This window comes from Micromonospora sp. NPDC003944 (assembly GCF_053605225.1).
In genome coordinates, this window is sequence record NZ_JBSGIV010000002.1 from 88,182 (window position 1) to 112,488 (window position 24,307).

At 70.2% G+C, this 24,307-nt stretch carries 18 protein-coding genes and 2 pseudogenes; 6 read left to right on the forward strand and 14 right to left on the reverse strand.

The genetic code is table 11. The features are described from left to right. Nucleotides 1–60: 60 nt before the first annotated feature. Both ACWER9_RS01565 and ACWER9_RS01570 read right to left on the reverse strand, forming a co-directional pair. Complete coding sequence (locus tag ACWER9_RS01565) at nt 61–660, reverse strand: copper resistance CopC family protein (RefSeq protein ID WP_452299938.1); 600 nt, start codon at nt 658–660, stop codon at nt 61–63. Then, nucleotides 657–1,220, reverse strand: a complete 564-nt coding sequence (locus ACWER9_RS01570; protein WP_452300029.1) for a hypothetical protein — start codon at nt 1,218–1,220, stop codon at nt 657–659. The genes ACWER9_RS01565 and ACWER9_RS01570 overlap by 4 nt, the downstream gene beginning before the upstream one ends. Before the next feature lie 441 nt (nt 1,221–1,661). On the opposite strand from ACWER9_RS01570, the gene ACWER9_RS01575 reads away from it, so the two are divergent. The 4 genes from ACWER9_RS01575 (at nt 1,662) to ACWER9_RS01590 (ending at nt 5,818) form a co-directional block, all read left to right on the forward strand. Beyond that, a complete protein-coding gene (locus ACWER9_RS01575; RefSeq protein WP_452300030.1) occupies nt 1,662–2,192 on the forward strand; it encodes a DUF5987 family protein in 531 nt (176 codons plus the stop codon). Beyond that, entirely contained in the window at nt 2,189–3,829 is a 1,641-nt protein-coding gene (locus tag ACWER9_RS01580; protein ID WP_452299939.1) for a GMC family oxidoreductase N-terminal domain-containing protein, read from the forward strand. Before ACWER9_RS01575 ends, ACWER9_RS01580 begins: the two co-directional genes overlap by 4 nt. A gap of 82 nt (nt 3,830–3,911) precedes the next feature. Further along, nucleotides 3,912–4,982 (forward strand): carboxymuconolactone decarboxylase family protein, encoded by a 1,071-nt coding sequence (locus tag ACWER9_RS01585; protein ID WP_452299940.1) that lies wholly within the window; start codon nt 3,912–3,914, stop codon nt 4,980–4,982. A gap of 32 nt (nt 4,983–5,014) precedes the next feature. Beyond that, nucleotides 5,015–5,818, forward strand: coding sequence for a TIGR03084 family metal-binding protein (locus ACWER9_RS01590; RefSeq protein ID WP_452299941.1), 804 nt, complete (start codon nt 5,015–5,017; stop codon nt 5,816–5,818). A gap of 172 nt (nt 5,819–5,990) precedes the next feature. Here ACWER9_RS01590 and ACWER9_RS01595 read toward each other — a convergent pair whose 3' ends face one another. The 8 genes and pseudogenes from ACWER9_RS01595 to ACWER9_RS01630 form a co-directional block, all read right to left on the reverse strand. After that, nucleotides 5,991–6,413, reverse strand: a complete 423-nt coding sequence (locus ACWER9_RS01595) for an SgcJ/EcaC family oxidoreductase (protein ID WP_452299942.1) — start codon at nt 6,411–6,413, stop codon at nt 5,991–5,993. A 58-nt stretch (nt 6,414–6,471) separates the two neighbouring features. After that, nucleotides 6,472–7,650 (reverse strand): acyl-CoA dehydrogenase family protein, encoded by a 1,179-nt coding sequence (locus tag ACWER9_RS01600; RefSeq protein ID WP_452300031.1) that lies wholly within the window; start codon nt 7,648–7,650, stop codon nt 6,472–6,474. A 224-nt stretch (nt 7,651–7,874) separates the two neighbouring features. Then, on the reverse strand, nt 7,875–9,026 hold the full coding sequence (locus ACWER9_RS01605; protein ID WP_452299943.1) for an epoxide hydrolase family protein: 1,152 nt from the start codon (nt 9,024–9,026) through the stop codon (nt 7,875–7,877). Nucleotides 9,027–9,337: 311 nt separating this feature from the next. Beyond that, a pseudogene (locus ACWER9_RS01610) lies at nt 9,338–10,636 on the reverse strand (FAD-dependent oxidoreductase); the annotation flags it as partial. 384 nt (nt 10,637–11,020) lie between these two features. Continuing rightward, nucleotides 11,021–11,998 (reverse strand): annotated as a pseudogene (locus tag ACWER9_RS01615) (FAD-dependent oxidoreductase); the annotation flags it as partial. Nucleotides 11,999–12,164: 166 nt separating this feature from the next. Continuing rightward, nucleotides 12,165–13,802, reverse strand: coding sequence for a GMC family oxidoreductase (locus ACWER9_RS01620; protein WP_452299944.1), 1,638 nt, complete (start codon nt 13,800–13,802; stop codon nt 12,165–12,167). A gap of 130 nt (nt 13,803–13,932) precedes the next feature. Further along, a complete protein-coding gene (locus ACWER9_RS01625) occupies nt 13,933–15,129 on the reverse strand; it encodes an epoxide hydrolase family protein (RefSeq protein ID WP_452300032.1) in 1,197 nt (398 codons plus the stop codon). A gap of 20 nt (nt 15,130–15,149) precedes the next feature. Continuing rightward, nucleotides 15,150–16,532: an aminotransferase family protein gene (locus ACWER9_RS01630; RefSeq protein ID WP_452299945.1), complete on the reverse strand. Its 1,383-nt coding sequence runs from the start codon at nt 16,530–16,532 to the stop codon at nt 15,150–15,152. Between the two features lie 351 nt (nt 16,533–16,883). Here ACWER9_RS01630 and ACWER9_RS01635 point away from each other — a divergent pair, with 351 nt between their 5' ends. Next, nucleotides 16,884–17,783, forward strand: coding sequence for a glycosyltransferase (locus tag ACWER9_RS01635; protein WP_452299946.1), 900 nt, complete (start codon nt 16,884–16,886; stop codon nt 17,781–17,783). Between the two features lie 70 nt (nt 17,784–17,853). Here the strand turns inward: ACWER9_RS01635 and ACWER9_RS01640 are convergent, their stop codons facing one another. Then, nucleotides 17,854–18,324: a hypothetical protein gene (locus tag ACWER9_RS01640; RefSeq protein ID WP_452299947.1), complete on the reverse strand. Its 471-nt coding sequence runs from the start codon at nt 18,322–18,324 to the stop codon at nt 17,854–17,856. Between the two features lie 94 nt (nt 18,325–18,418). Between ACWER9_RS01640 and ACWER9_RS01645 the strand changes: the two genes are divergently transcribed. Then, nucleotides 18,419–18,814, forward strand: a complete 396-nt coding sequence (locus ACWER9_RS01645; RefSeq protein ID WP_452299948.1) for a galactosyltransferase-related protein — start codon at nt 18,419–18,421, stop codon at nt 18,812–18,814. Between the two features lie 58 nt (nt 18,815–18,872). Here the strand turns inward: ACWER9_RS01645 and ACWER9_RS01650 are convergent, their stop codons facing one another. From ACWER9_RS01650 to ACWER9_RS01660, 3 genes are all read right to left on the reverse strand, one after another. Next, a complete protein-coding gene (locus tag ACWER9_RS01650; RefSeq protein ID WP_452299949.1) occupies nt 18,873–20,387 on the reverse strand; it encodes an alpha/beta fold hydrolase in 1,515 nt (504 codons plus the stop codon). An 88-nt stretch (nt 20,388–20,475) separates the two neighbouring features. Continuing rightward, nucleotides 20,476–22,251 carry an ABC transporter ATP-binding protein gene (locus ACWER9_RS01655; RefSeq protein ID WP_452299950.1) on the reverse strand — a complete coding sequence of 592 codons (1,776 nt, stop codon included), beginning with the start codon at nt 22,249–22,251 and terminating at the stop codon, nt 20,476–20,478. Continuing rightward, nucleotides 22,248–24,176 (reverse strand): ABC transporter ATP-binding protein, encoded by a 1,929-nt coding sequence (locus ACWER9_RS01660; RefSeq protein ID WP_452299951.1) that lies wholly within the window; start codon nt 24,174–24,176, stop codon nt 22,248–22,250. The genes ACWER9_RS01655 and ACWER9_RS01660 overlap by 4 nt, the downstream gene beginning before the upstream one ends. Nucleotides 24,177–24,307: the final 131 nt, after the last annotated feature.

The following is a 24,307-nucleotide window of genomic DNA, read 5'->3' on the forward strand; positions in this document are numbered from 1 at the left end:
GACGACGGCGGCGAAACGTGCTGGGTGCGGGTGCTGCCCGCTTCCGTGCCGGGGCGCGGGTCAGGGCCGGGCGGCCCTCCGTCGGGGCAGCATCACCAGGAGGACGGCAAGGATGAGAACCACATCCACACCGAGCAGCGCCAGGTTCCAGCCTTCGGGGCTGGCGTGCTCGTGACCGTCGGTGTCGGAGGTCGGAGCTGCACCGGGCTGCTGCGCGGCCGCGGGATCCACGGTGAACCGGCTCAGCCCGGACAGCTCCCGACCGTCGGAGAGCCGAAGGTGGTAGGCGATGCTGTAGGCGCCGGTTGTGGTTGCGGTGAGCGGCAGCACGGCCCGTAAGCCGTCGAGCTGCGGCTCGCCGGAGGCCACCACTGCTCCGTCGGGACCGGCGACGGTGACGTGCCGCTCGACGAGCTTCGGCGACGCGGTGAAGGTCAGAGAGATCTCGGTCGGCGGGGACGGCAGGACCGCCGACGCGCCAGGCGTCACCGCCTCCAGCCGTACCGTTGGCCGCTCGCCCGCCCACAGCAGCCAGGCCACCGCCAGCACCACGACGAGGACGGTCCCGGCCGCGACGCGCGGCAGCCAACCGGACGTCGGCGGGTGGTTCGGGTCGGTGCCCGGCGGGACGGTCGCCCCGCCGGAGGCACCGGTGGTCACGAGTGCAACGCCAGGGGCGCCGACGGGCGGCAACTGCAGAACATCAGCTCACGTTCGCGGGCCGATGGCCGCAGGTGTAGGTACATCGCCACGACCATCGGCAGGAACACCACCGTGTTGTAGAACAGGTGAAGCTCTACCCGGGGCAGGACGAGTTGCAGCAGACTCGTCGGCACCGCCTGGCCCGGCAGGTTGACTCCGATCTGGGCCTGTAGGAGCAGCAGCAGGTGCTCGATGTGGTGCCAGAACTGGATGGCCAGTGCCACCGTCCACCAGGTGCGGGCACGCCCGACGAAGCCGGGCCGCAGCAGCCAGAGGCCGGCGAGCATCACCAGGGCGTAGCCGTAGTGCATCCACTCCGACTTGACCAGCCACGGGTACGCCAAGCCGAGCACTCCACCAGCCTGGGGGCGGGTCCAGCCCAACGCCCAGATCTGGTAGGCCTGGGCCAGGTGCTCGGCCCAGTGCGCGATCACGATCAGCATGAAGAGGTTCAACGCCAGGCGGTGGTGCGCACCGTTCATCCCGAATCGTCGGCCCACCGCCTGATCGACGTCCATCTGTCGAGTGGTCACCCCAGCTCCTCGTTTGTCTGCCCGGCATCGACGGTCTCGCCGCCCGGCGCAGTGCCGGGCTCGCCACTAGCTTGCCGATCCCACAACAGCCGCACGCCTCTCAGATTGCTCACTTTCTGTATTGCTGTTGACACGCAGCGGTGGCAGTGGGCGTCCGTACCGCTGCCGGCGCCGGACCGGGTCGCACCCCGGTGCCGCGGCTGCCGGACGCGACGATTCGTCGACCAGCGCAACGACGAAGATGCCCCGGAACGTGGCGGGTCGGCACGATGATGCGCAATCCCTGCACTCGATGGGCTAGGGCGCACGACCCGACCGGGCCGAAACGGCTCCGTCGTGGACGAGCGCACCACAGGTCACATTCTATGAGGAGGCTGGCGCGTGCACCCGGACACGGATGACGTCGACACCGACGACGTGCGGACAATGACGATGGAGGCCTTCGCCGACACCATCGTCCCCGGCGAGAAACGCTGGCCGCAGGACCGGGCAATCGCTGGGGCCGCGTCCGGCCCGGGAGCTGTCGCCGCCGGGGCACTGGAGCTGATGGGCGACCCCGCGAGTGGTTTCGCTCCGGCTCTGGAGTCGTTCGCGATGGCGCTGAACGCGCACGCGGGCGTCTACGCGCAGACCAACGGCCTGTCCCTGGATGCCTCGGTGCCAGCTTTCGTCGCGTTGTCCTATCCGGACCGCACCCGGCTTCTCCAGCAACTGCTGACCCCCGGGCATCCGGAGAAGGAGATGTGGGTGGGGCTGGCCCTGTTCAGCAACATGGCCTTCGACAGCGCAGCGCACCTGGACACCCACGAGGCATTCGCCGCGGACCACCCGGGACTGCTGACCATCGGCTACTTCCGGCCCGGCCCGGACGGGTTCTGGCGATTCCCCGAGTACTCCTACGGGCGCCCGCTGGCGGCGCTGCACCCGAACACGACCCCGACGGGGAGCCCGGCATGAGCGGTATCGAGAGCACCGACGTCCTGATCATCGGCAGTGGGTTCGGTGGGTCCATCCCCGCCTACCACCTCGCCGCCGGCGGGGCCCGGGTGGTGGTGCTGGAACGCGGCCCGTGGTTGAACAGCGAGGAGTTCGACCAGAACTTCAAGCTCGGCTCCTCGTACACCCGGGTCTTCGACTTCGTGGTCGGCGAGGGGATGAGCGTGCTGGGCGGCAACTGTGTCGGCGGTGGCAGCGTGGTGTACTTCGCCACCATGCCCCGGGCGCCCCGGTTCGTCTTCGAACGCCAGGGAAGCATCGGCCGGCGGATGTGGCCGTCCGCAATCGACCGGGACAGCCTCGACCCCTGGTACGACCGGGTCAGCCAGGCTCTACCAGTGACCAAACAGGGTTGGGACCGCGTGCCCTACGCAGGCGGGCTGTTCGCCGCGGCGTGCGCGCACGCCGGCCGGACCGCCAATCCGGCGCCTTCAGCAATCGACACCGACCTCTGCACCAACTGCAACTGGATGATGGCCGGCTGCCGCTTCGACGCCAAGCGCTCGCTGCTGCTCAACTATCTGCCGGCGGCGGTCGCCCACGGCGCCCAGATCCGGCCGCTGCACGAGGTCCAGCACATCGCGCGCGCCGACGACGGCGGCTACCGGGTGCACTACCGCATCGTCGACGACGAGGACTACCGGGTGCTGCACGACAGCGGCACCATCGACGCGAAGATCGTGATCGTTGCGGCCGGCGCGGGCGCGACACCGGTGATCCTCCAACGCTCGGAGTCGACTCTCGGCGCCATGCCAGCGGCCGTCGGTCGGTACTTCTCCGGCAACGGTGAGCGGCTCAACACCGCCGTCTTCGACGAGGAGCGGGTGCGCGAGGTGCTCGGTCTGAGCCGGCCCGACGGGTCCGCGTACGCGGCCAACCAGATCGGCCGGGGACCCACGGTCGCGAGCTGGGACCGTTTGGACGGCAACCTGCCCGAGTACGAGCGGTACTCCCTGGAACAGCTGTACTTCCCGCCTGGACTGGGCACCATCCTGGCCCAAGTGCCCGACGCCACTGGTCCGACCTGGTTCGGCGTCGAGAAGAAGGAGTTGCTGCGCCGCTGGCAGTCATGGCTGACCATCTTCACGATGTCTGAGGACGACAACGAGGGTGTGTTCGGGCCGCCACCGGCCACCGGCAACGCAGACCGGATCTCCCAGCAGATGCTCGGCCGGGGTCCGCTGCGCTACGACCCCACCCCGAACACGTTGCGGGGCTGGGCCGCCGCCGACGCCGACGTACGCGACATCCTCGAACGCGACGGGCTCGCCCGGGTCATGCCCTGGACCAATGACGTGGTGGGCGCTTACACCGTGCACCCTCTGTCGTCCTGCCGGATTGGCGACGACCCGGACACGTCGGCCCTGGACGACCGGCACGAGCTGCGCAACCACCCCGGCATCTTCGTCACCGACGGCTCCGCCGTGCCCGCCGGGCTGACCGTCAACCCGGCGCTGACCATCGCTGCCCTCGCCGAGCGCGCCATCCCCGGCATCGTCGAGGCAGCCCGTGCACGCGGTGTGGCGGTCACCTACCGCGGCTCGTTGCCGGACGGCTCCGCTGGGCCGTTGCGCCGGCGTGAGGTGCTGCCCGCCTGATCGGCGCCCGCTTACCACCGTGACGGCGGCCGCGGGGGCGCTGACCCTCGACGGCCGCCGGCGAGCAGACAGGGAGGAACCGATGGGTCGGTTGCTGGCCCGGGCGACGCGACGCACCACATTCAGCCACATCCGCTACGTCCGACCGGTGGCACCCTCCGCCGCCCGAGGAGTGGTGGCACAGGTCTACCGGCAGCTCGCCGCGGAATTCGGCATGCTCGCCCCGCCAGTGGTCCTGCACTCACCCGTACCCGATCTGCTGGCCGCGAGCTGGGTGCTGCTGCGGGAGACCCTGCTCGCGCGGGGCACCGTGCCCCGTCGGGCCAGGGAGGTGGTGGCGGCGGCGGTATCAGCTGGCAACCGCTGCCCGTACTGCGTCGACGTGCACGGTGCCACGGTGGCAGGGCTGGGCGGGCCCGGCGAGGGCGCCCGCATCGCCGGCCTGGGCATCGACGGGGTCACCGATCCGCACCTACGCGCGCTGGGCAGGTGGGCACGCGGGGACAGCGTGCTGCCCACGTGCAGCCCGGCCGAGCGGTCCGAGCTCGTCGGCGTTGCGGTGGCGTTCCACTATCTGAACCGGATGGTCAACGTGTTTCTCCGGGACTCGCCGCTGCCGCCGACACCTCCACCCGCCCGGGGTGTGACGTGGTGGGTCGCCTCCCACCTGATGGGTGCCCTGGCCGCCGGTGACGGTGGCCGACCGGGCGATTCACTGCTGTTGCTTCCGGCGACGTCGGTGCCCGTGGACCTCGCCTGGGCGCGGGGCCAACCAGCGGTGGCACAGGCGCTGGCCAGAGCGGGTCAGGTTGTCGACGACCTCGGCGCCGAGGTCGTTCCCGACCAGGTACGGCAGTTGGTGCGGCAGGAGTTGGCAGCTCGACCGGGGTTCACCGCACCGCTGCACGACCATGGATGGCTGGAGGACGCGGTCCGGTCCCTGCCGGCCGCCGAGCGGACCATCGGACGTCTCGCCCTTCTCACCGCGATCGCCTCCTACCGGGTCAGCGGGTCCCTGATGGACCAGGCCCGGTCGGAGGGCCACGACGATCGGGCCCTGCTTGCGGTGACCGCCTGGGCCAGCCTCACCGCTGCCCGGCATGCCGGCAGTGCTCTCAACGCCGGCGCGGGTCCGCCTGGCGTGAACAGGTGAACAGGTGAACACCAACGGAGAGGAACAGTCACGTGCCCGAAGCACAGGATGTCATCACCGACCTCGTCCGCGACGGCGACGAGGTCGACCGCATGCTGACCAGTCTGACCGATGAGCAGTGGCGGTTGGCAACCCCCGCGCCCGGCTGGACGGTCGCGCATCAGGTCGCGCACCTTGCCGCCACCTTCCGGATGGCGGCGACCGCCGCAGCCGAACCGGACCGGTTCATCGCGATGATGCAGCAGCTCAGTGGGGGCTTCGATGCTAACGTCGCCGGTGCGATGGCCCCCTATCTGGCCGCCGAGCCGCAGGAATTGCTGGCCCTCTGGCGCCGGGAGCGCGCCGCCGCTGAGCAGGCCCTCGCCGCTGTGCCCGCCGGGCAGCCGGTGCCGTGGCTGGTACGACCGCTGCCCGCGCCGGTGCTGGCGGCTGCCGGCATGATGGAGCTGTTCGGCCACGGCCAGGACATCGCCGACGCGCTCGGCCTCCGACCTGAGCGCACCGACCGCATCGGGCACCTGGTCGGGTTCGCCGTCCGCACCTGGGACTTCGGCTACCTGTCCCGTGGGCTGACCCCGCCGGAGCAGGAGTTCCGATTCGAGTTGGTCGCACCGTCGGGACAGCTGTGGCAGTTCGGTCCCACCGACGCCACCGACCTGGTCAGCGGTCCCGCCGAGGACTTCTGCCTGCTGGTGACCCGCCGCCGCCACCGCGACGATCTGCGCGTGCGGGCCACCGGCGAGCAGGCGGAGTACTGGCTCGACATCGCCCAGGCCTACCGGGGACCGGCTGGACCGGGCCGGATGCCGGGGCAGTTCGCCACCGCCGCCGGATAGGCGTCAAGGACCGGCTGGCCATCCCTCACCGCGGCGGGACGAGGTGGGGGGTGGCCAGCCTCCTCGTGTTCTATGTGTGTCTTCTCGGGCGGCGGCCCGCCGCGCGTCGACGCGCGCACGGCGACGGCCGGCACCATCCGGTGCCGACCGTCGGAGGCCATGCGGAGGGCCGTCAGTGCGCGGGAGTGTTCTGGTACGCCGCGAGCAGCCAACGACCGTCGCGCTTGGCGAGCAGCCAGGAGGCCCGGATCTGCCGCTCCTCGGCGACGGTGTCCTCACCTGGTACCAGCACACCGCCCTTGGTCAGCAGCAGTGCCGTGTCCGGGCCGAGGAAGGTCACGTGGAAGGGCTCGCCGGTCACCTGGGTGCCCCGGTAGGGGCCGGCGAACGCGGTGGACATGAAGTCCCGGATCTCGTCGCGTCCCTGGCGATAGAGGCCCGGCAGGATCATGGTGCCGTCCGGAGTGAACACGTCGGCGAACGCGTCGGCGTCGTGCCGCTGCCACGCCGCGACGATCTGTAGGGGGACGGCGGCCGCGGCCGCCTGATCCTCGGCGGTGGGCGCGGCAGCGGCCGAGGTGCTGGGCGAGGTCATACGGGTGCTCCTTCTGCAACGGCGGGCGCCCGGTCGGACGACCCGAGGGCGGGGCGGGTCAGAGGTAGAGCGTGTTGGGGGCGAGCCCGGCCAGCACCCGCCCGTACAGTTCGGCGTTGGTGTCCGGGTTCATCAGCGCGTGCAGGCTGACCGACTGCGCGTCGTGCAGGATCCGCCGCATCGGCACCGAGCTGTAGATCGACGATCCACCGGAAGCGCCGGCGAGGATCTCCACCGACTCCCGGGCCCGGCGGCCGGCGGCGCCGAGGTCGGCGCGGGCCCGGGTGCGTTCCAGCAGGGTCCAGTCGCTGCCGTCGGCCGCCTTCGTGTCGACCAGATCGGCAAGTCGCAGGGCGTGGAACTCCGCCTCGTCGGCGCGCACGGTGGCGTCGGCCAGTTGCAGGTGGGTCAGCGGTGCCTCGGCCTGGCTGGTGTAGTCGGTGTAGGTGATCTTCCGCTCGGGCAGCCGCTGCAGGAAGGTCTCCTGGCCGGCCCGGGCCAGACCGAGCACGGTGCCCACCGACGAGGCGGAGGCCACCGGCAGCAGCGGCGGCCGGTAGATGACCGAGTCGGCGTTACGCTGCGACGCGGACTCCCCCTGCAGGATGGCGCCCAGGGGCATCACCCGCGCGGCGGGGACGAACACCTGCTCGGCGACGGTGCTGACGCTGCCTGTTCCCCGCAGGCCCGAGGTGTGCCAGTCGTCCACCACCTGTAGGTCCGACATCGGCACCAGCGCCATGATCGGCATCGGCTCTTTGTCACCGTCGATGAGCACGGCGATGATTTCCTGCCAGTGGCTGTGCAGCGCGCCGCTGATGAAGCCCCACTTGCCGTTGACCACGATTCCGCCTGACGTGGGGGTGGCCATCGCGCTCGGGCTGAGCGTGCCGCAGATCCGTACGTCGGGGGTGGAGAAGACCTCGTCCTGCACCTCGTCGGGGAACTGGCAGGCCATCCAGGTGGGGATCCAGTACACCGATGTGGTCCAGGAGGTGGCGCCGTCGCCGCGGCCCAGCTCGGCGGCCACCTCCACCAGGGTCCGGGTGTCGGCCTCGTACCCGCCGTACCGCAGCGGGGTCCTCAGCTTGAAGAAGCCGGCTTCGGCCAGCGCCTCGATCGTCTCGTCGGGCAGCCGCCGGTGCTGCTCTGCCCACTCCGCGTTGCGGCGCAGCACCGGCACCAGATCGGCTGCCCGCTGGACGAGTTGTTCCCGAGTGGGAACGGCGGTCTGCAACACGTTGTCTCCTCAGGATTGGTCGGACCGCAGCCGCGACCTGGGTCTGTCGTGCCGGTTGGGCACGGGCGTCGGCGACTGCGGAGGTGCTCAGGGGCGATCGGGTGGCCGCACCTCGGGAGGGGCGGTCACCGCGCCCATCGACGATCGCAGCCACCCTCGCGGCGGCGCATCTTCGGGATTGCGGCGCTGGCGCAGACCCCGGTGACCCGGGACCTGTGCGATCAGCCGACGACGCGAGCGAAGGCCCGTACGTCGGTGGTGTAGAGATCCGGCTCCTCCAACGCGGCGAAGTGCCCGCCCCGGTCGAACTCGTTCCAGTGGACGATGGTCGGCAGGTCCCGGTCGGCGAGGCGGCGCAGCGGCAGGAAGATGTCCTGTGGGAAGACCGCAACCCCTATCGGCACCGTCACCGGCGCCGGTGCGACGCCGGTGGTGATGTCACGCAGACCAGCGGCGTCCTCGTAGTACAGCGCCGCCGAGGTGCCGGCCGTGGCGGTGAGCCAGTAGATCGAGACCAGCGTCAGTAGCCGGTCCCGCGACACGGCGTCCTCGGGCACCTTGGTGGCGTCGGTCCACTCCTTGAACTTCTCCACGATCCAGGCGAGCTGCCCGACGGGAGAGTCGGTGAGCCCGTAGGCGAGCGTCTGTGGCCGTGTCGCCTGCAACTTCATGTAGCCGGAGAGTTCGGCGTCGAAGCGGGCCATCCGAGCAAGCCTCTCCTGGTCGGACTCGCTGAGCCCGGTCAGCTCGTCCGGATCGCCGGAGGGGAACGTCATGAGCATGTTGACGTGCACGCCGGCGACGTGCTCGGGGGCGACCCGGCCGAGTTCCATCGAGACGACGGCGCCAGCGTCGCCCCCTTGGACCAGGTAACGGTCGTAACCCAGCCGGCTCATCAACTCCGCCCAGGCGCGGGCGATCCGGGCAGGCCGCCAACCGGGGGCGGCTGGCCCGGAGAATCCGAAGCCTGGCAGGCTCGGGATGACCAGGTGGAAGGCGTCGGCCGGATCACCACCGTGCGCGCGAGGATCGGTCAGCGGGCCGATGACGTCCAGGAACTCGACGACCGAACCGGGCCAACCGTGCGAGATGATCATGGGACGCGCGTTCGGCTCTGGAGACCGCACGTGCAGGAAGTGCACTGTGGCGCCGTCGATCTCGGTGACGAACTGCGGGTACTGGTTGAGGTGGGCCTCGGCGGCGCGCCAGTCGTACGTCGTGCGCCAGTACTCGGCCAGCTCGCGCAGGTAGCCCACCGGCACGCCGCGGTCCCACCCGTCGTCGCCGAGCACGGCGGGCCAACGAGTCTCGGCCAGGCGGCGTGCCAGGTCGTCGAGATCGGCCTGGGGGATGTCGATTCGGTACGGTCGCATGGGCAAGCCCTTTCCGGACTGGGATGTCGGACTCGGGATGGTTCGCAGCCTCACCGCTCGAAGCGGTCGGCCTGTCGGGCGGCCCGGCACCTGCGGCGCCGGGCCTCCCGCTTGGATCAGGCGCCGTCGCGGCCTGCCGTTTTGCGACGGGACCGAGGCCCCGCCGGAGCCGGGGTCGGCGCGGTCGCGACCGGCGTCGAGGGGGGAACGGTGTCGGCCGGAGCTGGCCGCGCGTCGGCAGCGGGTACGTCCATCGGCGCCTTGGCCACGACAGGCGCCAGCGGTCGGGCCGAGTTGCGATCCCGGGAAAGTCGCAGCACCCGACGCACCATGCTCGGGCGCATCAGTGCGCTCGGCGGTTCGATGAGGCCGGCGACCCGCATGAACGCCGAGGTCACCGACGCGTCCTTGGTCGCCGCGTACTGCACCCGGTTGAGGTAGGCGTTGCCCAGGCGTACCTTCGCCGGTCGGTCACCCGGCACGTCGGGGAAATCGAGGTCACCGCCGGTGGAGATCTGCCAGGGTGTGTCCACCACCCTCGAGATGTCGCGCAGGAACACCTTGGCGTCGGGCGGAGTGCCGCGCAGCAACAAGCGACGCAGCGCCATCACCTCGATCGCGGCGACCGACATCCCCTGGCCGTAGACCGGGTTGAAGCTGCACACCGCGTCACCGAGCACCAACAGCCGTTCCGGGAACCGGGCCAGCCGTTCGTAGTGGCGGCGCACGCTGGCGGGGAAGGTGAAGGCCACCGGGTCGGTGAGAGGCTCGGCGTCACGGATGCCGTCGTAGACGTCCGGCACCGGCAACGAGCGGACGAAGTCGAGGAAGCCGTCCGGGTCGGTCGGTGGTTGGTCCCCGAGTATGCCGGTCAGCGAGACGATGCACTCGTCGGGCCCGACCTGACCGAAGAACGCACCACGGGGGTGTGCGGGTGAGGCCACCGGGTTGATCGACTGCACGCCGTCGAACATCTCCGGTCGGCTGCGGTACATCCTGGTGGTGTAGGTCAGGCCGATCGTCATCTTCTCTTCGACCGGGCGGTCGTACCCCATCTGTTGCAGCCAGACCGGGGTGCGGGAGCCACGGCCGGTGACGTCGACCACGAGGTCGGCGTCGAGGACACCTTCCTGGCCCGACGCCACGTCGCGCAGCGACACCCCGGTCACCCGGCTGTTGTCGGGTACGGCGCGCAACCCGGTCAGTTCGGTGAGCTGCCGGTAAGTGACGTTTGGCAGCGCCGCGACCCGAGTACGCAGGTAGTCCTCCAGCACCGGGCGGGGTGCGGTGATCGACAGCAGGCCGGTACGTGCCGGTTGGAGTCGACGGCCGTCGAAGAACCAGCGCATCTCCCCCATGTCGCCCACCGGAAACCCCCGGGCCTGGAGGTCACCGCGCAGCCCGGGGAAGAGTTCGGCGAGGATGAGGTAGCCGCGACCGTGCAGACCGTGGGCGTGCGCCGTGTGCGGGGCGCCTCGGCGCGGTCGGTCGACGCCGAGCACCTCATCCCGCTCCACCACGACGACCTCGCGGTAGTGGTCGGCGAGGACCCGGGCCGCGAGCGTGCCCGCCAAGCTGCCGCCGAGGACGACCGCGCGTTGACCGACCACCGGGCCGGCGGCGGTCGCCGGCACCGCGTCGGCGTCGGCCTTACGGGCGGTGCGCAGGGCACCGAGGATGATGGCGGGTTTCATGAGCGCGGTCGGCGGGTCAACCAGTCCGGCCACGCGGAAGAACGCGCTGGTGAAGCGGCCGTCGCGCTGGGCCGCCGTGTGCAGGCGACCCATGAAGGCGCCGCCGAGTCGGTCCTTGAGGGTCCTCGGCCCCTGAACGCCGGGGAAGGCCAGGTCGGCGCCGACGGAGGTTTCCCAGGGACCGTCGATGATGGGACGGATCGCCTTGAAGTACTCGATCGGTCGCGCCGCGCCGGCGTCGAGGTGTTCGCCGAGGGCGGCGGCCTCCATCGCGGCCACCGTCATGCCCTGGCCGTAGACCGGGTTGAAGGAGCAGACGCCGTCGCCGACGACCAGCAGCCCGTCGGGGAACCGGGTCAGCTTGTCGTAGCGACGACGGACGCTCGCCGGGATCTTGAACCCGTTGATCTCTCCCAGCGGCTCGGCGATGCTGACCGCCTGGTAGATCTCCGGCGCGTCCAGCGTCCGGGCGTACTCGAGGAAGCCCTCCGGGTCCCGGGGTGGGTGATCGCCGAGCATGCCGGTGAGCGAGAGCAGGGCGATGTTGTCCGGGAACCGGCCGAAGAACGCGCCCCGGGGATTGGCCGGCGAGGCGACCGAGTTGATGGCCAGGTCAGTGCCGAAGGGGTCGCTGTTGAGCCGGAAGTAGCGGGACACGTAGGCCAGGTCGATCTTGACCCGCTCCTCCTCCGGTCGCTGGTATCCCAGCTCCGCCAACCAGACCGGGGTGCGGCTTCCGCGCCCGGTGGCGTCGACGACCAGGTCGGCGGTGAGCTGTTCCGGTTGCGACTGCCCCTCCGCACCGCTGAGTTGCACTCCGGTGACCCGGCCGCGGTCCGGAGTGGCGACGAGGCTCTGGACGGCCGTTCCCTCGCGCAACCGCACGTTCGGCAGAGCCAGGACGCGGGCGCGGACGTGCGCCTCCAGCGTCGGCCGGTTCGCGTTGACGCTGAACAGGCCGGAGTACGCCTGTTGGAGCGGCCGCCCGTTGAAGTACCACCGCAGGTCACCGGAGAGGTCACAGGTCTGCACCCCGTGCGCGGTCAACTCGGCCTGGAGTCCGGGCAGGAGGTCCTCGATCACCTCGTGCCCACGCGCCAGGAGCGCGTGGGCGTGATGGGCCTGGGGAACTCCCCGCCGCGCTTCGGTGACATCGACGATCGTGTCGCGCTCGATCAAGACGACCTCGTCGTACCGGTCCGCCAACACCCGAGCCGCGAGCAGCCCGGCCATTCCACCACCGAGCACGACGGCTCGCGTGCCTAGGTGTTCATGCATCCGGGGATACCTCCACTGGGCAGCAGGAATGACTGTCCGATCGGACAGTGCAGCAATGACGCAGAGTGCGAGAAACCGCTCGAATCGCGGTTCGGCGTATGTCTTCTATGGTCGGTAACGGCTTCGGGGGCCGCACCTCCTGTCGTGCGCTCCGCGCCGCAAGCACCTATCGAGCGCCGGCCGCCATGGCCGGCTCCACCTCGACGCCGCGGCCGCTGATCAGGTCGGCCGCGCGCTCCGCTACGGCGATGACCGGCGCGTTCGTGTTGCCCCGGGGAATCAGTGGCAGCACCGACGCGTCCACGACCCGCAGGCGGTCGACTCCCCGCACCCGCAGCTCCGAGTCGAGGACCGTCCCGATGGCACAGGTGCCCGCCGGATGGAAGATCGACTGGGTGGTCGCCCGGACGAAGGCGCGCAGGTCGGCATCGGAGTCCGACGCCGGGTGGGTGAAGCGCCCCTGGGTATACGGGCGCAGAGCGGCCTGCTCGGCGATGGTGAGCGCGATCCGTAGCCCGGCCACCATGTCCCGGACGTCGTTGGCGTCGTCGTAGTAGCGATGCCGGATCCGGGGCTTGGCGGTGGGGTCGTCGGAGGCCAGACTGACCTCACCGCGGCTGGCCGGCCGCAGCACACAAGGCCCGAAGGAGATGCCGTGCCCCGGCGGTACGCCGAGCGCGCCGTCGACGAACGTCACCGGCAAAGCGTGGAACTGCACGTCCGGCGCGGCCAAACCGTGGCGGGTACGGACGAAGCCGCCCACCTCGGGCACATTCGAGCTGAGCGGCCCGGCACCCTGTTCCTCGAACTGCCGTACGTACCGTTCCTCCCCGGAACTGAGCAGGCTCACCGGCTGGTCGTGGGTGAACACCAGGTAGGTCGACGGGTGGTCCTGGAGGTTCCGGCCGACCTCGGGCTGGTCGACCAGCACCGGAATCCCGAGACCGCTGAGCTGGTTGGCGGGTCCGATGCCGGAGAGCATCAACAGCTGCGGGGAGTTGTACGCGCCGGCCGCGACAACCACCTCCCGTGTGGCGCGCAGCTCGACGCTCCGGTCCAGCTGCTGGCAGAGCACGCCGCTGGCCGTCCCACGATCCACCATGATCCGGTGCACCTGCAGATGGGTCCGAACGGTCAGGTTCGCCCGCTCCCGCACCGGGTGCAGGTACGCTGCCGCCGAACTGCATCGCCGGCCGTCGCGCTGGTTGACCTGGTAGTAGCCAAACCCGTCCTGATCGGCGCCGTTGAAGTCGTCGTTGGCGGCGTAACCCGCCTCGATCGCGGCCTGGACGAACGCGGTCGACATCGGATTGCGCGACCTGTTCTCCGATACCGGCAGCGGACCACCGACACCGTGGAACCGCGACACGCCGCGCTCGTTGTCCTCGCACCGTAGGAAGTACGGCAGCATCTGCGGATAGGTCCAGCCGGGCTGGTTCCAGTCGTCGAAGTCGGTCCGGTGGCCCCGGATATGCACCATGCCGTTCATCGCACTGGTACCCCCGAGCACCCGGCCGCGCGGTAGGTAGAGCCGCCGACCGTTGAGTTGCGGCTCATCGTGGCTGTCGTAGTCCCAGTCGTACCGGGTGCGGCACAACTTGCCGCCCCGGGCCGGGATCCGGATGCTGTCCACGCCGTCATCGGTGGGACCGGCTTCGATCAGACAGACCGTGACGTCGGGATCCTCGGTGAGCCGCGCCGCGAGGACGCACCCGGCCGTGCCGGCACCGACGATGACGTAGTCGAAGGTCTCGCGATCGGGGCCGCCCTGCCCCGCCGTGCGCAGGTGCTCGTCGGCGCTCATCTGCTTCCTCTCTGCGATGTGCCGCGGCGAGGCGCCGTCGCCGCAGCAGCGTTCGCCGCCGGTGTATCGGGCGCCCACCGATGACTGGCGGGTGGTGTGGCGCGGCGCCCGGCGACGCCGCGGGTGGCGGTCAGCCCCGGATGGCGGCGTCGGGCACCCGGTCGGCCACTGGCCGGGTCCGGCTGCCCCGGCAGAACCGACGGATGTCGGCCACCAGCAGGTCCGGCTGTTCCATGGCCGGGAAGTGGCCGCCACGGTCGTACTCGGTCCACTGCTGGATGTTCGGGAAGTCGCGGTCGGCGAATTGGCGGATCGGCAGGAACATGTCGTGTCCGAACGTCGCGACAGCCAGCGGCACCGGGTTCGGACGCGGCCGGGCGCCGACCACCGTGCAGGGCAACAACTCGACCACCTCCCGGTAGAGCTGGGCGGAGGAACCCGCCGTCGCCGTGAACCAGTAAATGGTCACCGTGGTCAGTAACTGGTCGCGGTCGACCGCGTCCTCGGGCACGTCAGTCGAGTCGGTCCACTCGCGGTACTTCTCCACGATCCAGGCGAGTTGGCCGACTGGCGAGTCGGTCAGCGAGTACGCCAGTGTCTGTGGCCGGGTGGCCTGTACCGCCATGTAGCCGACGAGGTCGGAGTTGAAGCGCGACACCAGCGCCATCCGGGCTTGATCCACCTCATCCAGTCCGGTCAGGTCATCCGGCTTCGACGGGCCGGTGAGCAGCATGTTGACGTGTACGCCCAGCACGTGTTCCGGGTCGACCTCACCGAGGTCGAGAGAAACGGCAGAGCCGAAGTCACCGCCCTGAGCGACGTACCGGTCGTAGCCGAGGCGGCGCATCAGCTCGGCCCAGGCTCGGGCGATACGCAGAATGTCCCACCCGGTTCCGGGCAGCGGCGTGGAGAATCCGTACCCGGGCAGCGACGGGATGACGAGGTGGAAGGCGTCGGCGGGGTCGCCGCCGTGCGCGCGGGGATCGGTCAACGGCCCGATGACCTTGAGGAACTCCGCCACCGACCCGGGCCAGCCGTGCGTCACGACCAACGGAAGCGCGTCGGGTTCCGGCGAACGTACGTGCAGGAAATGCACTGTCGCCCCGTCGATCGTGGTGGTGAACTGCGGGTACCGGTTGAGCCGGGCCTCAGCGGCCCGCCAGTCGAAGTCGGTCCGCCAGTAGTCGGCCATTTCTCGCAGATACGCCCCCGGCACACCGCGCGCCCATCCGCCCCCGTACGGCTCGGCCGGCCAGCGGGTGGCCGCGATCCGGCGGTGCAGATCGTCGAGGCTCTGCTGGGGGATGTCGATGCGGAACGGCCGGATCGCCTCGTCCGCCGGCCGGCTCACCGGGGCCGCCCGGCCAACGCGCCGTCCGCGCCGAGGCGGGAGACCACCTCGAACAGCGCATGGGCCGCCCGGGCCACCTGCTCCTCACTGATGACCAGGGGCGGCGCCATCACCAGGTTGTTGCCGTAGTCACGGGCGACCACCCGGTGCGCGTGGCGCAGCTCGGCGGCGACCGCCCCGGCCATCAGCGGTGCCCGGGTGTACCGGTCGGCGACAAGCTCCACGCCGACGGTGGCGCCCGCTACCCGCACCTCACCGACGCGGGGTAGCACGGAGATCGGGGCCAGCGCGGCAGTGAACCACTGTTCGATCGCCCCGGCACGGGACACCAGCTCCTCCTGCTCGATCAGGTCGAGGTTGGCCAGCGCGACCGCGCATGCAGTGGGATGACCCGAGTACGTGTGCCCGTGGAAGAGGTAGTTGTCGCCGCCGGCGACCGTCTCGCCGATGTCGTCGCGCAGCAGGACCGCGCCCAGCGGCGCGTACCCGCTGGTGAGCCCCTTCGCGGTGACCACCAGGTCGGCTGCCATCCCCCGTGCCGCCGAATCGAACCACGCGCCGGTACGACCGAACGCGGTCACCACCTCGTCGGCTATCAGCAAGATGCCGTGTCGGTTCAGCAGCTCGCGTACCCGGGGCCAATAGTCGTCGGGCGGGACGAGAATGCCGGCCCCGCCCATCACCGGCTCACCGATCATCGCCGCGATGTTGCCCGCGCCGATCCGGTCGATCGTTTCGGCGAGTTCCCGCAGCAGGAAGTCGGTGGTTTCCGCACCGCCGTACAGCTCTGCGGCCCGGTACGGATACGGCGGCGACACCTTCTCCACGTGCGGCAACCCCAGTCCGATCCCCACGTGCATGCCCGGGATGCCGGTGGCGGTGCCGCTGCCGTAGGTGCTGCCGTGGTAGGCGTAGTGCCGGGAGAGGACCCAGGTGCGGTTCGGTTCGCCGCGGTTGTGGTGGAAGAGCCGGGCGAACTTGATCGCGCTTTCGACACCTTCGGAGCCGCCGTTGGTGAAGAAGACCCGGTCCAGGCCGTCAGGCGCACGCCGGACGAGCCTCTCGGCCAGTTCCAGGGCTTGGTCGTTGGAGAAGATGTCGAAGCCGGTGAAGTACTCCAGCCTGCCGATCTGGCGAGCCGCGGCGTCGGCCAGTTCGGTGCGGCTGTGTCCTACCTGTGCGACCCAGTTCCCGCCACCCATGACGTCGAGCAGTTCGATGCCCTGGGCGTCCCACACCGTGCAGCCAGAACCCCGCACGATGACGCAGCGCTCCCCGCGTGCCCCGCTCTGATGCGGGTGCAGGAGCACTCGACGATCGAGCTCCTCAAGCTCCTGGGCGGGCCGGGTCACCGCCGGGACATCGTTGACGATCGGCATGCAGCTCTCCTTCGGGACGGGCGGCCACGGGCACGGGTTCGCCACTCGTCGCCGGGGCGACGGGGCGCGGACCACCTCGGGGACGTCGCGTCACACCCGGTCGGACAGGACGTGGACGGGTGTGCGCGTACCGCTGGGTCCATCCTTGGCCGCGCCGGGCATCGGTCGCACCTCTCACGTTGCGGTGCGGGTGAGCGCATTCCACGAGATGCCGCGGAGGTCGTGCCGATGCCACGATGCCCTGGTGGGGTCGGCCGCCTCGCCCGGCCTCTCGGGCGGCGCCGGCGCGGCGTGACGTCGCGCGGCCGGGCTGCGCGGCCGGCCGCACCCTGAGCCTATGAGGGGGAATGCGTGTCCAACACGCCGGGATGCACAGTTGTCATACCGACCTACAACCGTTCCGCGTTGCTGAGGCACAGCCTGGAGTCACTGACCCGGCAACGGATGCCCGCCGACCGGTTCGAGGTGATCGTCGTCGACGACGGCTCCACCGACGACACCTCCGACCTCGTCGCACGCTTCCAGGACCGCCTGAACCTGCGCTACCACCACCAGCCCGACGAAGGATTCCGGGTCGCCGCAGCCCGCAACATCGGCATCGCCGACGCCCGCTCCCCCATCTGCGTCTTCGTCGACGCCGGAGTGATGCTGCACGCCGACAACCTCGACCAGCACGTCGCCAGCCACACAGCAACACCGGGCCCGGCCGCTGTGGTGGCCTACGTATATGGCCTCTCGGACACGGGAGAGAGCAACACACTGGTCACCGAGCGCCTCGACGTGGATGACCTCGACGGCAGCATCGAGCGGATGCAGGCCAAACGGGAGTGCCGCGACGTCCGTGAGCTCTTCTACGACCGCTACGGCGAGGACCTCACCCGTATCCCAGCCCCCTGGCAGATCTTCTGGACCGCCAACGTCTCCGCCGACACCGCCCAGCTACGCGCCGTCGGCGGCTTCGACGAACAGTTCCGCACCTGGGGCGCCGAGGACATCGATCTGGGCTACCGGCTGCACCGCGGCGGCGCCCACTTCACCTTCAACCGACGAGCCAAGGCACTGCACATTCCACACGCGAAGGTGTTGCAGGCCGCGATTGAAAGCGACAAGGCGAACCACCGCTATATGGCCGGAAAGTATCGGACGCCCGCCATGGATGTGCTCGCCGACCTACCGATGGAACGGTACTTCGACTACAACGAACTCGTCGCCGGCCTGTCAGCGCGGCCAGCGCCCGTAGGCGGTCTGTAGCGCCGCGCCCGGCTCGTCGGGGCGGACGGACGGACTGAGAAAGTCTCCGCCCGCCCCTGGGTGCGGCCGCCTACTTGACGACGAACGCTACATCCATCACTAGGTCATCCGGACCGGCCGCGACGAAGTCGGTGAAGTACACCTCGCGCGCCGCGTCCGCCTCCACCAGACCGTGCTGCTCCAGGTAGTCCGCCACCGCCGCGAAGGCCTCGCCAACCTGCGGTGGCACCGCCTGCGACTTCGTCAACCGCACGAACACCTCATTGTGTGCTGGCTCGCGACGCACGGCCGCGGCCAACGGCTCCGCCGGCTGCTGATGGATCGGCATGCACGTCTCGACCGTGATGTTCTCCGGGTCGAACTCCTCGTCCCGGTAGATGGTAAATGTCGGGCCCGCCGCCCCACCGTGCTGTTCGGCCAGCTCCCCCAGCCGTTCCATTGTCGCGCGTAGGTGGTCGGCCAATTCGGCCTGGCCTATCCCTTCATGACGTTCGCAGAGCACCAGCTGCTCCGGCACCTCACGCCGCTCGATCAGGAACATCCGAACCTCCGATGGGTTAACACGAGTCTGCCGGCACCGGAAGACCGGGCCGAATCGACACATAGCATATAGTCGATTGGTTCGGATTCGGCGGATGAGCAGACCAGGGGCGCCCAGTTGCGCAAGTCGCCGCGGCCCGCAACGTCGGCATCGCCGACGCCCGCTCTTCTTCTGGACCGCCAACGTCTTCGCCGACACCGCCCAGCTACGCGCCGTTGGCGGCTTCGACGGACAGTTCCGCGCCTGGGGCGCCGAGGACGTCGATCTGGGCTACCGGCTGTACCGCGGCGGCGCCCACTTCACCTTCAACCGGCGGGCCAAGGCACTGCACATTCCACACGCGGAGCCCTTCGAGGCGTTGTTGGAGGAGGCCGCGAGCAACTACCGCTACATGACTGAGAAGTGCAGCACTCCGCTGATGCGGGTCCTGGCCGAACTGCCGCCGAGGCGGTTTCTCGACTTCACCGAGTTGGCCGCCGCGGCGCTCTGAGCGGTCGGTCCGTCGCCACCGCAGCGCCCGTGGGCACTGCGGTGGCGACGGGGTGTGCTCAGCTCACCGGTGCCGGTGCCGGTGCCGGTGCCGGGCACCGCACGTTGCCGTGCGGCAGTTGGCCGCTGATCAGGTAGTGGCTCGCCCGGTCCTTGAGGCAGTCGCTGCCGTAGAACGGGTAGAGCTCGTGGCCACGCAGGTCGTCGATGACGAGTCGGGATCCGCGCAGAGCGGCGGCGACCGCCCGGGCGTTTGACAGCGGGACGATGGAGTTACCGGTTGCGCCGAGGACCAGTGCCGGCGGGGTGTGCCGGCCACCGATCGTCACCCGGTTGTCCTTCCGCGACGACCAGAACGCGCACGGGAAGATGTTGGCGGCAGCGACGCCGAAGTTCGGGTACTGCGCCGTGTACCTCTGCAGGTCCCGCCAGTACGTCTCGATGTTGGTCGGCCAGGGGCTTTCGGCGCACTGGTACGAGGTGCTCACGGCGGTGTGGTTGTCGACCGGTACGCCCGCCACGCCGGGGCGCGCCGAGGGGTAGAGCGGCCACGGCGCGGGTGGCGCCTCACCGCGGCGGATCGCGGACAGGTTGCCCGCCATCCATTCTGCGAAAGCATCGAAGAACACGCCCAGCAGCGTGTAGTAGACCAGCTCGTCGGCCGTCCACTGGCGACCACCGGCGGTCAACGGGGCCGTGTTCCACATGTTCGACACCGTCTGCTCGACCTCTGCGGTCGTACTGCCCAGCCCGAACTGGTCGTTGCGTTCGGCCATCCAGGCGGAGAACTTGGTGAAGCCGCTCTCCATCAGCGTGACCCGCTCAAGCCTGGACGCTCGCCACAGCTTGTCCGGGTCGAGGGGGTTGTCGAGGATGAACCGGTCGGTCCGGTGCGGGAAGAGGGTGCCGTAGATGGCACCGACGGTGCCCAGGGCGTCCGCACCCAAGAAGTTGATCCGCCGTTCCCCGAGGACGGTCCGGATGACGTCCATGTCTCGGGCGATGTTCTCCAGGGTGGCGTGTGGCAGGGCCCAACCGGCGTGCTTACGGCAGTCCTGGGCGTACTTGCGCGCCTCATCCACGTGCAGCTCGAACTCCGGCCGGGACTGCGCGCCCCGGTTCCAGAACCCCTCCGGCTCCTCCTTCGGATAACCGCAGGTGATCGGGGTGCTCTGCTCCAGGAAGCGCACGTCGAAGCCGATCAGGTCGTAGCGCGCCCGCACCTCGGGCGTCATCAGGCGCGAGTAGTCGTCGGGCAGGTACACCCCGCCGTGCTGGCCGGGTCCGCCGCGGGCGCTCAGCAACACGCCGCGCCGCTGGCCCGGGTCGGTTGCCGGCAGCCGCGAGATCATCACCTCGATCTTCCGGCCCCGCGGGTTACGGTAGTCCAGCGGTACCTTCACGCGAGCGCAGCGCAGGGCGGGGTTGTCAACGCCGGCGCAGGCGCCCCAGTTGAGTCGCTGCGTGGGCACCTGGGCGGCGGCGCCCGGGTCGGCCGACGCGGGTGCTGTCAGGGACGCGCCCAGCAACACCGCAGTCAACGCGGCGCCGAGCACGGATCTCCAACGGGTCATGTGGTTCCTCCTGTCGGGTCCACGGGGCGGTACGCGGCGGCGCCGCGACGCTCCGTGGGGTCATGTGGATGGGACCCTCGGCGACCGGTCACTGGTACGCCCGGGCGTTGATGGCGACGAGTTCGGCATAGGGACCGGATCCGGTGCTGAGAGTTGTGTGGTCGCCCGCCTCGACCACCCGTCCGTCACGGACCACGATGATGAGGTCGGCCGTACGGACAGTCGAGAATCGGTGGGACACCAGTACGGTGATCGCCCCGGTCTGCCGGCCCACCCTGGCCGCCTGCTGCGCGTAGTGCGCGAACATGGCCAGCTCCGCCTCCGGGTCCAGTGCGGTCGTCGGCTCGTCGAGCACCAGCAGCATCGGTGCCGGGCGCACCAGCGCGCGGGCCAGGGCCACCTTCTGCCACTGCCCGCCGGACAGCTCGGCGCCGCTGCCACCCTTGCCGAGTACCGTGTCGAGGCCGTCGGGCAGTTGACGCAGCACGTCGTCGGCTCGGGCCAGCCGCAACGCGTCTCGTACCGGCTGGTCGGCGAAACTGCTAGCGAGGTCGCCCATACCGACGGCGTGGCGGGTCCGGAACTCGTAGCGCAGCGCGTCCTGGAAGGCGACGGAGGTGCGTGCGCGCCATCGGTCGGGCCGAAACCGGTGCAGGTCCTCGTGGTCGAGCAGGATGCGACCGCGGCTCGGGCGGTACAGGCCGCAGAGCAGCTTCACCAACGTCGACTTGCCGGCGCCGTTCTCGCCTACCACCGCCACCGTGCTGCCTGCTGGCAGCGTCACCGTGACATCGCGCAGCACAGGCGTGTCGGTCCCCGGATAGCTGAACGAAACGTCCCGCAGCGCGATGCCGTGCCGCAGCCGGGTTGGTGGGTCCAGGTCCCCGGCATCGTCGTCCGTGACGGCTTCGCGCAACGTCGCCATCCGCGCATAGAGCGCGGCCATCCGTTGCAGGTCCCGCAGGAGAGCGACGGTGGCGGTCACCTGCGCGCTGATCTGGGCGGCCAGGACCACGACCAGGATGACGTCGCCGACGCCGCGCCGGCCGTCGACGGCCGCCCGGACCAGCAGCAGCACCGAGGCGACGTAGGCCAGGGCGAACGTCACCTGACCGGCGGTGCGCAGCACTGCCGCTCGTAGGTCGGCCCGGAACAGCCGACCCGTCACGTCCGACCAGAGGCCGGCATGCCGGCGGCGCATCTCGTCGGCCAACCCGAACACCCGCAGCTCGCTCGCCGCAGGTAACTGGGTGGTCAGATCGAACAGGTGCAACGCCGTACGGGTCGTCTCGGCGGTGTCCGTCTTGGCGGTGTCCACGAGGTGCTCGGCCCGCCGACCGAGATACAGCGACGGCACCGCCGCCAGGGGCAGCAGGAGCAGAAACGGGTGCAGCCGCACGAGCAGCACCACGGTGATGCCTACGGCGATCACCAGACCGAGGCCGTTGAGCAACGCCTCCAGCCCTCGACCGAACTGCCGGATCTCGCGTTGCAGGACGGTCACCGTGTCACTGGTGGCCGCCTGCTCGTGGTGGGCGATCCCGACCGAGCCGTTGGAGAGCCCGATGAGCTGCTCGTCGAAGTCGAGTTCGGCCAACTCGGCCAACTCGAAGTAGGCGAGATGGGCGAAGTGCCCGAAGGTGACGGTGGCAAACGCGAGGACCCCGGCGAGGACCCCACCCAGCAACACCACGCCCCTGTTCCCGGCGACCACCGCGTCGGTCATCCAGCCCAGCACCAGGGCCAGCAACGGCGCCGCCGCCGCTCCCGCTACGACGAAGAAGAGCGCGGTGACCGTCTTGCCGCGATGCACCCGCCACGCCGTGCCCAGCATCCTCAGGGAACCGGCGAAGGTCGCGCTCACGTGAGCACCTCACGGGGGTCGACCTCGTCCGGGCGGACCTCTTCCGGGCCCAGCACCCGATCGGCCTGCATCCGGAACAGGCGCGCGTATCGACCGTTAGCCGCCATCAGCTCCTCGTGGCTGCCCCGCTCGACGACCCGGCCCTGTTCCAGAACGACGATCACGTCGGCATGCCGGACGGTGGAGAACCGATGGGAGATCAGCACACTGGTGACACCGCGAGTCAGCTCGGCGAACTGGTCGAAGAAGCGGGCCTCGGCGCGCACGTCGAGGTTGGCGGTCGGCTCGTCGAGGACCACGATCGGCGCGCCATGCTGCACCGCGAACAGCGCTCGGGCCAGGGCGACCCGCTGCCACTGACCCCCGGACAGCTCGGCTCCACCGGTGAGGTGGCGCGCCAGTGGGGTGTCGATGCCGGCGGGAAGCCGGTCCACGGGCTCGGTCAACCCCACGGAGGCCACCGCCGTCCGCACCCCTTCCCTATCGTCGAGGTGATCGACCGCGCCGAAGGCGATGTTGTCGGCGACCGAGGTCTCGTAACGCAGGAAATCCTGGAAGATGATGCCGATCGCGGCGCGCCACTCGGCCACGGGAAAGGAGCGGATGTCCACCCCGTCGACCCGGATCACGCCACGGGTCGGCTCGTAGAGCCGAGCCAGGAGCTTGACCAGGGTCGTCTTGCCGGCACCATTGACGCCGACGATCGCTGTGCACCTGCCGACCGGGAACCGCAGGTCGAGTTCGTCGAGCACGTTGTGCTCCTGGCCGGGGTAGCGGAAGCTCACGCGGTCGAAGTGCAGTTCTGTGCACAGCGGCGGCAGCGGGCGCGTACCCACCGACCCGGTCGCCGGCGCGGGCGCCGCCAGTCGACCGACGAAACGGCGTACGTCGTCGTAGGCCCCGATGCCCACAGCGGTCTGCACGTCGGCCTCCGGGTAGTAGCCGCCGAGCGCGATCGCCCCCACCGTCGCCTGCACCACCAGGGCGAACTGCGTCAACGTCAGCGTTGCCGGGGCTGCCACGCCCACCGCCGCAAAGACCGCGACGGCCGCCACCAGGCTCGGCCCGGCGAAGATCAGGTACCGCCAGAGCAGGATCCGTCGGCGGTAGGCCCACATCGGCCGCAGCCACAGCAGATACACCCGGCGGTACGTTGCGGTCAGCCAACCGGCGAGGCCGAACACCCGGATCTCCTTGCCGGCGGCGGGTTCCACGGCGAGCGCCCGCAGGTAGTGCACCCGCCGCTCGGCCCGGCTCAGCCGCTGCCGCGCCTCGGCGTAGCGGCTCAGCCCGCCCCGGGTGCTGTGCCGCACCAGCAGCACCGACACGATCAGGCCGGCCGCCGCGAACCAGGAGAACGCCACACCGATCAGCACGGCGTACGCGAGGAGCTGGGTGTACCGGGCGAGCAGGGCGAGCAGACCGGCGCAGGCGTCACCTGGGGTCTGCACGGCGAACTGCAGCTTCAGCGCCGCCACCCGCAGCCGGTCCTGATTCTCCTCGTCCTCGAGGGGCGCGATGCCCACCGGGGACAGCGACGCCGCCATCAGCTCGTCGTGTACCTGCTGATCGACCCGGCGGCTGAGAAAGTCGCCAAGCGAGGTCCGCAGGGGCGTGATCACCTGTTGCGCGACGAAGGCCAGGGCGGCCCCGACGAAGACACTCACCAGTGAGTCCCAGGCCCGGGAATCCAGACCGCCACTGACCGCGGCCGGAACCCTTCCGAGCAGGACGCTTGTGGCCACGATGAACAGCACTGGCAGCACACCCAGGAGCAGGTTGGCCAGCACCAGCGTGGTGACCAGGCCGGCACCGCCCCGCCGGAGCAGGCGCACGGTCTGCCAGCGGGCGCGCAGCAGGTTGGCCGGGTTGCTGGCCATGACGTCGGGGCTCTCGTTCAGCGGCACCTCGACCGGGAGATCCATCCGGTGATCGCTCACCACACCTCCAGCGTCGATCTTGGTCACTTCCTGCGCCGACGGCGCGGGTGCGGTTACCGGCCGGACGGCGACGGGACACGGCCGGACGCGGATCCGGTCGACCTTCGTCGCTGGGT